The following is a 13,955-nucleotide window of genomic DNA, read 5'->3' as shown; positions in this document are numbered from 1 at the left end:
TCAACTCCCTAGCCAGGCCTGATTATCATGAACACGTCCAACATCAATCGCCCACAAGATAGCCAGTCTGACAACGATCATGTGCAGGCACATGAAATTCAGATAAGCAGCCCTGGCTTGCCAGCACCTGCCCCATTCAACACTACTGCTAATGCGGGCAATGCTGCTCCGCATGATGTGGTGTTCATCGATAGCCGGGTAACGGATAGCGCAAGCTTGTTGAAAGGCCTGGCAGCGAATACGGAAGTGGTTTTTCTGGATAAAGCCGGAGATGGCCTGCAACAAATGGCTGACTATCTGGCTGGACACCAGGTCAATTCGGTACAGATCGTTGCGCATGGCTTTGAAGGCCAGTTGTGGTTAGGTAAAACTTTTCTCGATAACACTACCCTCAATACTCACAGCGATGCCCTGGCCAGTATTGGTAAAGCGCTGGTACCTGGTGGCGATATCCTGGTGTATTCATGCAACCTTGCAGCAGGTGATGAGGGTGCCAGTTTTATTGCCAATCTGGCGACATTGACCGGTGCTGACGTCGCAGCGTCCAGCAACCGCACAGGCGCAGGTGGAGACTGGGACCTGGAAGTAACCACTGGCAAGATTGAAGCCACATCGGTTTTATCCAAGGATGCTGAAAGTCACTATGATCATTCGCTGGCAACCGTCACGATTACCAATGGCAATAATACGGGTGCAGGTTCTCTGCGCAATGCGATTGCCGTAGCAGGTGTTGGTGACACTGTCACCTCGAATGCCAGCAGGACAGTAACTCTGAGTTCTGGCGAACTGATCATCAACAAAAACCTGACCATAGACTTCGATCTTGACGACAACGGTACAGCTGATGTCGTGGTAGACGCAAATTATTCGAGCCGCGCATTCAATATCACGACTGGCACGGTTGTAATGGATGGGATAACCATCACTCATGGCCTCGTTTCCGGCAATGGCGGTACCAGTTACACTGTGACTGCCGGTGGTTCCAGTAATGGTGGTGCGATCCTGAACGCTGGTACCCTGACGCTAAAAAATAGCACGGTCACAGGTAACTTTGCGACTGGCGGCGGTGGTGGTGGTGGTGCAGCCAGTCCATCTGTTGGTGGCGGTGGTGGCGGTGGCAGCGGCGCTGGTGGCATTGGTGGCGGCAATGGCGGCAATGCCGGCAACGGCGGTGGCACATATAACGGCGTTGCTGGCGGTGCTGGGAGTGGTGGCTATGGCGGCGGATTCGATACAAACCTCAATAAGATGGGTGGTCGTGGCGGCACATCTTCTGGAGGTGGCGCTGGCGGTATAGGGGCCAGTGGTTACAGCAATGGCGGCGCAGGCGCAACTGGCACAGCGAATAGCGTCACCATAGGTGGCGGTGGCGGTGGCTCCGGCTGGGACGCCACTGGTGGCGCAGGTGGCGCAGCTGCCGGCGCAATTTATAACACCGGCACCATGTTCATCATAGGCACTTCAGCAGTCACCAACAATATAGGTGCAGGTGGTGGTGGCGGTGGCGGTGGTGGCGCTGGCAATAGCCAGGGTCTGGGCGGCAAGGGTGTCGGCGCGATCTGGAACCAGGGTGGCACCGTCAAGGTAACCAGTGCCAACTACACTGCAATGACGGGAAACTCTGGTGTCAGCGGTGCAGTAGGAACCGTAGTGAATGGGGCCACCATAGTCGGGTCCTCTCCGGCAGGGGTCGCCAAAATCTACAATAATGGCGGTACTTTAGACGTCAACTATAACCCTGCCACCATCACCAGTGCCACTTATAACGCCAGCACGGGGGTTTTGGTTGTCACTGGCCTGGACATGATCAATGGTGGTGCCATTGATGAAACCAAGCTCTCACTGACAGGCCAGGGCGGGTCTTACACACTGACGACGGTCGCCAGTACCACCAGTACCACGACATCGTTCTCGATTACCCTGAACGCGGCAGATAAAATAGCCATCAACGGCATACTCAATAACAATGGCACGTCGGCTGTTGATACCACAGTGTTTAATCTGGCAGCTGCTGCAAGCTGGTCTGCCAATGCAGTCGCAGACCTGACCAGCAATGCTGTCACCGTATCGAATGTCGCGGCACCAACCATCACGTCAGCGACTTACGATGGCAGCACTCACGTCTTTACAGTTACCGGTACGAATCTTGTAAAGACTGTCGGCGCAACGAATGACATCACCATTTCTACCCTGACCATTACTGGCCAGGGCGGTGCAACACGCACCTTGTCCACAACCAGCAATGTCGAGATAAGCAGTGCAACCACTTTCTCGTTCACGTTGGCCGGTGCCGATATTGCTGCGGTAGATGCATTGCTGAACAACAATGGCACGACCTCCAGTGGCGGCACCACTTACAATCTGGCAGCGGGTGATGACTGGGACAGCGTGATTACTGGCGGCAATATTGCCGACGCCACCAATGCGATCACGGTATCCAATGCCCCTGCAGTCATCACCAGTGCCACTTACGATGCAAGTACCGGCATCCTGGCTGTCACTGGCATCAATATCACCAATGGTGGTACGATAGACGTCAGCAAACTGGCAGTGGCAGGCCAGGCTGGGTCTTATACCCTGACCACCGCCAATGTCACTGCCAGCAGCACGACGGCATTCTCTGTAACACTCAATGCTGCCGATAAAATTGCCGTCAATGGTATATTGAACCAAAACGGTACTACGGCTGTCGATACCACTGTCTTCAACCTGGCTGCATCAGCCAACTGGGATGTCACGGCTTCAGCAAGTGCTGACCTGACTGGTAATGCAGTGACAGTATCTAACGTTACCGCCCCGACGATTACATCGGCAACCTATGATGGCACGACGCACGTTTTCACGATCACCGGCACCAATCTGGTCAAGACCGTTGGTGCGACCAATGACGTCACGATTTCTACACTGACGATTACAGGCGAAGGTGGTGCGACCCGTACTTTGTCTACAACGGGCAATGTAGAAATCACTTCTGCCACCAGTTTCACCTTTACGCTCGCCGGTGCCGATATTGCAGCGGTAGACGCTCTTTTAAATAAAAACGGCACGTCCTCCGCCAGCAGTTCCACCACTTATAATCTCGCTGCAGCCGACGACTGGAATAGCGTCATCACTGGCGGCAATATCGCCGACCTGACTGGCAATGGCATCACCGTTTCCAATGCTGCACCTAGCATACTCAGTTCTACCTATGATGCGGCAACAGGCATCCTGAGTGTGTCCGCCATCAATATTGTCGGTGGTGACACCATTGATGTATCCAAACTGTCGATCACCGGTCAGGCTGGTTCATACACGCTGACCACCGCCAATGTCACCGCCAGCAGTTCGACTGCTTTTTCAGTTACTCTCAATGCCGCCGACAAACTGGCGATCAACGGCATATTGAACAACAATGGTACGACTGCAGTTGATACCACTACTTTCAACCTGGCCGCTGCCGCCAGTTGGGATCAGACCACAACGTCCAGTGCGGATTTGACTGGCAATGCCGTCACCGTCTCGAACGTCACAGCACCAACAATCACGTCAGCAACTTATGACGGCACTACCCATGTCTTCACCATTACAGGCACCAATCTGGTCAAGACCATAGGTGCCACCAATGACATCACGATTTCTAAACTGACCATCACCGGCGAAGGTGGTGCCACCCGTACTTTGACCACCACTGGCAATGTAGAAGTTACCAGTGCCACCAGCTTCACGTTCACACTCGCTGGCGCAGACATTGCAGCGGTCGATGCCTTGCTCAACAAGAATGGCACCTCCTCAGTCACCAGCGCCACAACGTATAACATCGCAGCAGCCGATGACTGGGACAGTGTCATTACCGGCGGCAATATCGCCGACCTGACAGGTAATGGCATCACCGTATCGAATGCCGCACCAAGTATTTTGAGTTCCACTTACGACGCAGCGACTGGCATCCTGAGTGTGTCTGCTGTCAACATCGTTGGCGGCGACACCATTGATGTATCGAAATTGTCCATCACCGGTCAGGCTGGTTCTTATACCCTGACCACCGCCAACGTCACAGCCAGCAGCTCGACTGCTTTTTCAGTCACGCTGAACGCTGCCGACAAGCTGGCCATTAACGGGATTTTGAACAACAACGGCACGACTGCCGTTGACACCACCACGTTCAATCTGGCCGCTGCTGCCAACTGGGACCAGACTACCACGTCCAGTGCAGATCTGACCGGCAATGCAGTGACAGTGTCGAACGTCACTGCTCCGACGATTACTTCAGCAACCTACGATGGTACTACCCATGTCTTCACCATCACTGGTACCAATCTGGTCAAGACCATAGGCGCGACCAATGATGTCACGATATCCACACTTACCATTACTGGCGAAGGCGGTGCAACGCGTACGTTATCCACCACTGGCAACGTCGAAGTCACATCTGCGACCAGCTTTACCTTCACTCTGGCTGGTGCTGACATTGCAGCTGTTGATGCCTTGTTAAATAAAAATGGCACATCCTCTGTCAGCACCACTACCTACAACCTGGCTGCAGCCGATGACTGGAACAGCGTCATCACTGGTGGCAATATCCAGGACCTGACTGGCAACGGCATCACCGTTTCGAATGCAGCACCAAGTATTTTGAGTTCCACCTACGATGCTGCTACTGGCATCCTGTCGGTATCTGCGGTCAATATCGTCGGTGGCGACACCATCGATGTCTCCAAACTGTCGATCACCGGCCAGGCTGGTTCTTATACCCTGACCACCGCCAATGTCACTGCCAGCAGCAGCACCGCTTTCTCCGTCACGCTGAATGCTGCCGACAAACTGGCAATCAACGGCATATTGAACAACAACGGTACGACTGCGGTCGATACAACGACGTTTAACCTGGCCGCAGCTGCCAACTGGGATCAGACGACAACGTCCAGCGCAGATCTGACCGGCAATGCAGTGACTGTCTCGAACGTCACTGCTCCGACGATTACTTCAGCAACCTACGATGGTACTACCCATGTCTTCACCATTACAGGCACCAACCTGGTCAAGACCATCGGTGCCACCAACGACATCACCATATCCAAGCTGACGATTATCGGAGAAGGCGGTGCGACACGTACTCTGAGTACTACTGGCAATGTAGAAGTGACGTCGGCGACCAGCTTTACTTTCACACTCGCCGGTGCCGACATCGCCGCCGTTGATGCTTTACTCAATAAGAATGGCACCTCTTCTGCCAGCAGTGCAACTACCTATAATCTGGCTGCTGCCGATGACTGGGATAGTGTTATCACTGGCGGCAATATCCAGGATTTGACCGGCAATGGCATCACCGTTTCAAATGCTGCACCAAGCATACTTAGTTCGACCTACGATGCCGCAACCGGCATCCTCAGTGTGTCAGCTGTCAATATCGTCGGTGGTGACACCATAGATGTATCCAAGTTGTCAATCACAGGTCAGGGCGGCTCCTACACCCTCACCACTGCCAACGTCACAGCCAGCAGCTCGACCGCTTTTGCAGTCACCCTGAACGCTGCCGACAAACTGGCCATTAACGGGATTTTGAACAACAATGGCACCACAGCAGTTGATACGACGACTTTCAACCTGGCCGCTGCTGCCAACTGGGATCAGACCACAACGTCCAGTGCGGATTTGACCGGCAATGCCGTGACCGTCTCAAATGTCACAGCCCCAACGATCACGTCTGCAACCTATGATGGTACGACACATGTCTTCACCATCACTGGTACCAATCTGGTCAAGACCATCGGTGCCACCAATGACGTCACGATATCCACGCTTACCATTACTGGCGAAGGCGGTGCAACGCGTACGTTATCCACGACTGGCAATGTCGAAGTTACTTCCGCCACCAGCTTTACCTTCACCCTGGCTGGTGCTGATATCACGGCAATCGATGGCTTGCTCAACAAGAACGGCACCTCCTCCGCCAGCAGTGCTACCACCTACAATCTTGCTGCAGCCGATGACTGGAACAGCGTCATCACTGGCGGCAATATCCAGGACCTGACTGGCAACGGCATCACCGTTTCGAATGCAGCACCTAGCATACTCAGTTCTACCTATGATGCGGCTACTGGCGTCCTGAGTGTGTCAGCCGTCAACATCGTTGGCGGCGACACCATTGATGTATCGAAATTGACCATCACTGGCCAGGCTGGTTCCTACACCCTGACTACCGCCAACGTGACTGCCAGCAGCAGTACCGCTTTCTCCGTCACCCTGAATGCTGCCGACAAGCTCGCCATCAACGGCATATTGAACAACAACGGTACCACAGCGGTTGATACCACCACCTTCAACCTGGCCGCTGCTGCTTCCTGGGACGCCACCACCACCTCCAGTGCCGACCTGACCGGTAATGCCGTGACCGTCTCCAACGTCACCGCACCAACGATCACCTCTGCAACTTACGACGGCACCACCCATGTCTTCACCGTCACCGGCACCAATCTCGTTAAAACGATAGGTGCCACCAATGACGTCACCGTTTCCACATTGACGATTACCGGTGAAGGTGGCGCAACCCGCACCCTGTCCACCACTGGCAACGTCGAAGTCACATCCGCTACCAGCTTTACCTTCACCCTCGCTGGCGCCGATATTGCAGCGGTAGATGCCATTCTGAATAAAAACGGCACCTCTTCTGCCAGCAGCGCTACGACTTATAATCTGGCTGTTGCCGACGACTGGAACAGCGTCATCACTGGCGGCAATATCCAGGACCTGACTGGCAATGGCATCACTGTGTCCAATGCTGCACCTAGCATACTCAGTTCCACTTACGATGCAGCTACTGGCATCCTGAGTGTCACTGCTGTCAATATCGTTGGTGGCGACACCATTGACGTATCCAAACTCTCTGTTGTTGGTCAGGGCGGTGGTTCTTATACCCTGACCACCGCCAATGTCACCGCCAGCAGCAGCACCGCCTTTGCAGTCACCCTCAATGCTGCCGACAAAGTGGCCGTCAACGGCCTTTTGAACAAGACTGGCACCACCGCCGTTGATACCACCACCTTCAATCTGGCTGCAGCTGCATCCTGGGACGTCACCACCACATCCAGTGCTGACCTGACTGGCAATGCCGTCACTGTGTCCAACGTCAATGCACCGACAATCACCTCAGCAACCTACGATGTCACGACCCATGTACTGACCGTCACCGGCACCAACCTGGTCAGCACCCTGGGTGCCACCAATGACATTACCGTCTCAGCCCTGACCATCAAAGGTGAAGGTGCGGCCACCCGTACGCTGTCTACGACCGGCAATGTCGAAGTTACTTCCGCCACCAGCTTTGCAGTGACACTGGCCGGTGCTGACCAGGTTGCCGTCGAAGCCCTGTTCAACAAGAACGGCACCACATCGACTGGTGGCACCACTTACAACCTGGCCGCAGCCGATGACTGGGACAGTGTCATTACTGGTGGCAATATCGCTGTAACGACTTCACCTATTACCGTCAGCAATATCCCTGTCCCGACCATTACCTCCTCCACCTATGATGCCGTGACTGGTGTACTGGTAGTGACAGGTACTGGTCTGAGTGCCCTGACAGGCGCGACCAATGACATCGTCGCCAACAAATTCAGCCTGCAAGGTGAAGGTGGCGCCAGCTATGCCCTGACCACCACCAGCAATGTCGAGATCACCTCGGCTACCTCGTTCACCCTGACCCTCAGTGCCGCAGACCGCCTGGGTGTCAATCTCATCATGAACAAGAATGGCACCAGTTCCACCAGTGTCAATACCTATAACCTGATCGCTGCCGAAGACTGGAATGCCGGTGCCGATGCAGCGGTTGTCATTGCCGACCTGACCGGCAATGGCATTACCGTCACCAACGTGGTGGCACCTACCGTCACCTCGGCGACTTACAATGTCGCCACCGGTGTACTGGTCGTCACTGGTAACAACTTCCTGACATTGACAGGTGCGGCCAATGACATCACCGCCAACCGTATCCGTTTGCTGGGACAAGGTGCTTTCAACTACACCCTGACTGACACCTCCAACGTCGATATCACCTCCAATACCAGCTTCACCATCACCATGAGTGCCACCGACAAGGCGGCTCTGGCGTTGAGGATGAACAAGGACGGTACTTCGTCCACCGACACCACCACCTACAACCTGGGCATGCTGGAAGACTGGAATACCGGTGCTGCCACGGCGGTGGTCATCGCTGATTTGTTTGGCAATGGCATTACCGTTACCGGTAATAATGTTGCCCCCGTTATCGGTGGTGTTGTTGCTGGCCAGACCGTGACAGAAACCACCACGGTTTCACCTTTCGCAGGCGTGACTATCACCGATCCTGATGTGGGTGCTTCAGAAACCATCATCATCACTCTCGATCTGGCAGCCAAAGGTGCTTTTACTGCTGCCTCACTGGCAGCGACTGGCTTCTCGACGGCAGATGGTGGTTTGACCTATACCCATGCTGCCGGTACCCCGGCTGCCGTACAGGCTGCCATCCGTGGTCTGGTATTCCAGCCTGCTGCTGGTCGTGTGCCTGTCGGTAGTACGGAAACCACGACCTTCACCATCAGTGCCAATGATGGCATTGCTTCTGCGGTACTCAACAACACCACCACTGTGATTGCGACGGGTGTCAATGCCGCACCGACCAATATTAATCTGGTCCCTGCTTCCATCCTGCAAGGATCACCAGACAACAGCAGCGTTGGCACGCTAACAGCCGTTGATCCTAATCCAAGTGATACTGCCAGCTTTAGCCTGGTGAGCGGTAATGGTACGAATGATAAAGACAATGCCAAATTCGCGATCTCGGGGAATAGCCTGGTGGCGAAGAACCCGCTGGGCATGACACCGGGTAACTACACTGTGTATATCAGGGCAACTGATGGCATGGGTGCTGCTTATGAGAAGAGTTTTACTATCGCTGTCGGTGACAATGTCAACCCGAATGCCACCGGCATTGCCCGTGTCCAGTCTGAAAACACGAATCTGGGTGCGGTGGATTACAAGGTCACGTTCAGTGAAGCTGTCACGGGTGTGAATGCGGCAGCCTTTGCGCTGGCCACCACAGGCACGGTTGCAGGCACCATCAGCAGCGTGACCCAGCTTGATCCTTCTACCTATAGTGTCAGGATTACTGGTCTGACAGGCGATGGTACGCTGGGGCTGAATCTCAAGAATGCAGGAACGGGGATTGTGGATACGGCCAGCCTGGCCTTGAATGGCGGCTTTACCGGGCAGTTGTATCAGGTGGATCATACGGCACCGACGACTGGCATAGGTTCTGTGCGCCTATCCAATGATGATGGTGCCAGCAACACTGACTTCATTACGACTATCAGCGATCAAACTATTTCGGGCAGCCTGAGTGCTGGCCTGCTCGCAGGTGAAACCGTACAAGTCTCGCTTGACAATGGTGTCAACTGGATTAATACCCTGGCGACAGCGGGTAGCACAAGCTGGAGTTTGCCAAATCAATTGCTGACTGGCAGCAATACCCTTAAAGTCAGGGTGGCAGATCTGGCTGGCAATAGCGGGGCGACGTTCTCCCAGGCTTTCAGCATCAACCCTAACAATGACAATCCTGGCACGGGTGGCTCGGATGCAGACGGCGATGGCATTTTGCAGCGTGTAGAAGCAGAAGTACCTAATCTGCTGGGTTCAGGCAATGGCGACGGTAACGGCGACGGCATACCGGATCAATCGCAGAAGAATGTCAGTTCACTGTTATGGCATAACAACACAGCAGCGATTAATCATTATGTGACGCTGTCCAATAATAATTTCCTGTCGCAAACCAATGTGAACACCACGGTAACGCCAGCTACACTGCCAGCCGAACTGACCATGCAATATGGCATGATCACCAGCCAGCTCACAGGCCTTGCCGCAGGTCAGGAAACCACGATGTCGCTGTACACCGATGCCCTGGGTCCGGTGAATGGCTATTGGGTACAAGACAAAACCGGTACCTGGACTAATATCGCCACTAATATTGCGACGGTGAACGGCAAGCTGAAAGTGGACTTCAAGATAGCCGATGGTGGCTTGTATGACAGTGATGGCAAGGTGGATGGCAAGATCACTCTCAACGGCGGTCTGGGCTTTAAAACCACGATCCCGACCAACCCGAATACATCCCTGCCCGGCGACAAGGATGGCGATGGCATCCCGGATGCCATCGAAGCCAGGGTAGGTACCAAGCTGGATGTCAAAGATAATGACGTGCTGCATCGTTCTGACCTGTTTGCCATGCAGCTCTACCGTGATGTGCTGTTCCGTGAAGCCGATACGGCAGGGGTACAGTACTGGCAGGGGCAGATAGACAGCGGCAAGATGAGCCGTGCCCAGGTAGCGGCATCCTTCATGGAGTCGGCTGAATTCCAGGGCGGTATCGGTGGTATCACGCGTCTGTACTTTGGTGCCTTCGACCGCTTGCCAGACCGTGAAGGCTTGGCTTACTGGATGCAAGCGCAAAAGGATGGCATGAACCTGAGTAAGATCAGTGCATCCTTTGTGTCCAGTGCAGAGTTCCAGAAAACCTATGGGGCGCTGGACAATACGGCCTTTGTAGACCGGGTTTATCAGAATGTCTTGCACCGTAGTTCAGATGCAGCAGGCAAGGCTTACTGGCTGGGACAACTGGGGAATGGATTAAGCCGTGGTGATATGCTGGCGGGCTTTACCGAGTCGACCGAGTTCAAGGCGAATTCGCAATCCAAAGTGTCACTGACGCTGGATTACATAGGTTTGCTGGGTCATGCACCGGATCAGGCGACGTTTGATACCTTGCTGGCGCAGTCAGGTACCGACATGGTGACACTGATAGGGCAGTTTATTAATTCGCCTGAGTATCTGGCGAGATTTATGCCCGTGTGATTTACTAATGTGCGTTGCTGATGTCCGGAGTTCATTTCAAAATGAACTCCGGACATAGATTATCTTTGATTCAGATACATTCACACCAGGCTGAAATATTCTCCCTGGTGCTGTTCAAAACTATGCGCCTGTGCGCTGTGTCCATGGAATTGCCGTTCCAGCTTCCTTCTTGGCTTGCTTGGCGGCTTTCTTTTCTTTAGGCGTACTGGCTGCCTGCTTCTTTGTCTCTTTATTGCTTTGCTGAACTTTACTCATGATTTTGCTCCCGGGAACACCAAGGCCTTGGTGATAAGCCAGTATAAGCTTCAATTATCGTATTAACCGTTTTATAAAAAATATAGTCCTTGCATTTAAAAGTCATTTTAAAGCCACTTCATACCGCGATTTAAGCAATCTGTCTCAATGTCGAGGCAAAGCAAGCTGCTTTTCTCTACAGTCACCCTATTCAAAAAAATGACGATACCAGGGGGACAAGATGCTGGAAATCCGGAATGTCACAAAAAACTTTGGCAAGAAACTGACCGCAGTACATGACTTGTCACTCAATCTGGGTCAAGGTGTAGTCGGCCTGATAGGACACAATGGCGCGGGCAAGACCACGCTCATGCAAATGGTGGCTACCCTGACGCGTCCCAGTAGTGGCAGCATATTTTTCCAGGGGCAGGACATTATTAAAAAGCCGCAAGCCATACGTCAGCGCCTGGGATTTTTACCACAGGATTTTGGTATTTATCCAAACCTGACAGCGCTGGAATTCATGCAGTATTTTGCTGCTCTAAAAGGTGTACGCGATCCGGCCAGGATCAGACACTTGCTGGAAATGGTGAACTTGCATGACCAGGCCAAACGTCAGGCATCGACCTTCTCTGGCGGCATGCGGCGGCGTCTGGGCATAGCGCAAGCGCTGCTGAATGATCCTGACATACTTATCGTTGATGAGCCAACCGCCGGCTTGGACCCGGAAGAACGTTTGCGCTTCCGCCATTTATTGAGTGAGCTGGGCTTCAAAAAACTGGTGATCATGTCCACCCATATAGTCTCTGACGTAGAAAGCATTGCCAGTCAATTGGCCATCATGCGTCAGGGCAAACTGATTGCTCATGCAACGCCAGATGAAATCCTGGCGCAGGCGCATGGGCAAATCTGGACTGCCGAAATCGCCAGCCATGAATATGATGCCTTGCGCAACAAGGTACATGTATTGCAAACGCAAAAGCAAGGCAATCAAATGAGCTTGCGTATCGCCCACCCGCACCAGCCTTGTGCCGGTGCCCGGCATGCAGCTCCCAGTCTCGAAGAAGCTTTGATGGCACAACGCTATGCGGTACAGGAGCTGGCAGCATGAGCCCTTCCCTGCTGAATACGCTGACTATCCTGGTATTGAATGAAGCCCGCCTGCGCCTGCGTCGTTTGAGCAGCGTGGTCGCCGTCCTGGCAGTCATCGCTTTAGCCTGGATCATGATCCCTGATCCGCAAACAGGTACGGCTTTGATGGTGATTAAAAATACCCGGGTGCTGTACACCAGTTCTGCCCTCGCATATGGCAGTGCGGCACTGGCCAGCCTGCTGTTTGGCCTGGCCGGTTTCTATCTGGTACGTGGTCGTATCGCAGAAGACATGCGCAGTGGTTGTGGCGGTGTTATCGCTGCCACGCCTATAGGTAATGGCATCTTCCTGCTGGGTCGCTGGATGGGCGGGGTGGTGTATTTGCTGGCTTTGACCGGTGCATTCATGGGTGCGATGCTGGTCTGTCATTTAGTGCGTGGCGAAGGGCCGATAGACTTGTTCATCTATCTGCAAACCTATCTGGCCCTGCTCTTGCCCATGGTATTTTTTGCCGTCAGTTGCGCCATTTTGTTTGACAGTTTTTCGCCATTGATGGGCAAGCTGGGTGACGTGATTTTCTTTTTTATCTGGGTTGCGCAAATCGCCCTGATGGAAAAAGTGGATGGCAGTATCGCAGGAGAAATCAATCCCTATATGTATATCGATTTCATAGGCTCAGCAACATCGATAGCGCATCTGAAGCTGTATATGAGTACCAAGTACATGTCTCTGGGTACGGCCACTTTTGATGCAAAGCTCACCCCCATACTTTTACCTGCCGTCATGTGGTCGGGCAAATTATTGGCCTTGCGTGGCGCCACTGCCATGCTGGCTTTATTGCCGCTGCTGCCAGCGATAGTCCTGTTCCACAGGTTTTCACCTGATCGTGTCAAAGTCAGCCAAACCCGCAAACGCCGTTCACCTTTGAATTTCCTGAATCAATTGTTGCGTCCTTTCGCTGGCATGACCCAGCCCCTGTTTCGCCTGGCGCAAGCCTTGCCAGGCCTGCCTGGACAAATATGTGCAGATATTGCACTGACAGTGGCAAGCACACCTGTCGCCGGACTGGCATTGCTGCTCATTCCCTTGTTGTCTCTGTTTTTCCGCACAGGTGCTTTGCCTGGTTTGCTAACGATCAGTGTTGCCATCTGGGGCATACTCATCAGTGACCTGAGCAGCCGTGACCATCAGACTGCGACTGATGAAATGACCGGTGCTTTATCTGGCGGCATTGCCCAACGTTATTTGCGCCAGTTTGCGGCAACTGCCTTGCTGGGTTTAATGTTGATGGGTGTCATCGGCTTGCGTTGGGCTATGCATGAGCCTGTACGTGCACTGGCATTACTGACCGGCATTTTCAGCATGAGTGCGGTAGCCTGCCTGCTGGGGCGCTTATCGAAAACGCCTCGCACCTTTTTGTCGCTATTCCTGTTCGGCATTTATGTCGCAATCAATGCAAGCAAAGCACCGATGATTGATATATTTGGGTTCAATGGCGTGGCAAACAGTCATTCCGTCATATGGCAAATCATGCTGGGCATGGCAGCGCTGAGTATCGGGTATGTTTACAATCGCCGCGCCGCAGCATAAAACAGGGTACTGTTGATAAGTCGGTGGACAAGCTGTAGACAAGCCTGCCTTTGCCTGTGGAGAAACTGTACATAAGCTGTGGATAGATGGGAAATAAGTTTTATTTCTTTTCAGCAAAGCACAAATTGTATTAATTGTAAGCAGACTTTAGTTTGATTGTTTTAGCAAATTTA

4 protein-coding genes are annotated in these 13,955 nt (G+C 53.3%); 3 read left to right on the top strand and 1 reads right to left on the bottom strand.

Annotated elements, in window-relative coordinates; translation table 11 throughout:
• Positions 1–27: 27 nt before the first annotated feature.
• Positions 28–10,866, top strand: coding sequence for a DUF4347 domain-containing protein (locus tag AC07OI_RS17505; protein WP_495258068.1), 10,839 nt, complete (start codon positions 28–30; stop codon positions 10,864–10,866).
• Positions 10,867–10,986: 120 nt separating this feature from the next.
• Here AC07OI_RS17505 and AC07OI_RS17500 read toward each other — a convergent pair whose 3' ends face one another.
• Positions 10,987–11,121: a hypothetical protein gene (locus AC07OI_RS17500; protein ID WP_255431525.1), complete on the bottom strand. Its 135-nt coding sequence runs from the start codon at positions 11,119–11,121 to the stop codon at positions 10,987–10,989.
• A 220-nt stretch (positions 11,122–11,341) separates the two neighbouring features.
• On the opposite strand from AC07OI_RS17500, the gene AC07OI_RS17495 reads away from it, so the two are divergent.
• Both AC07OI_RS17495 and AC07OI_RS17490 read left to right on the top strand, forming a co-directional pair.
• On the top strand, positions 11,342–12,211 hold the full coding sequence (locus tag AC07OI_RS17495) for an ABC transporter ATP-binding protein (RefSeq protein WP_492705038.1): 870 nt from the start codon (positions 11,342–11,344) through the stop codon (positions 12,209–12,211).
• A complete protein-coding gene (locus AC07OI_RS17490; RefSeq protein ID WP_495258067.1) occupies positions 12,208–13,782 on the top strand; it encodes an ABC transporter permease in 1,575 nt (524 codons plus the stop codon). Before AC07OI_RS17495 ends, AC07OI_RS17490 begins: the two co-directional genes overlap by 4 nt.
• Positions 13,783–13,955 lie beyond the last annotated feature (173 nt).

The sequence above is a fragment of the Undibacterium sp. GW821-FHT07F11 genome (assembly GCF_059418665.1).
The sequence above is the reverse complement of the archived record's forward strand: the minus strand, read 5'-3'. Positions and strand labels throughout refer to the sequence as shown.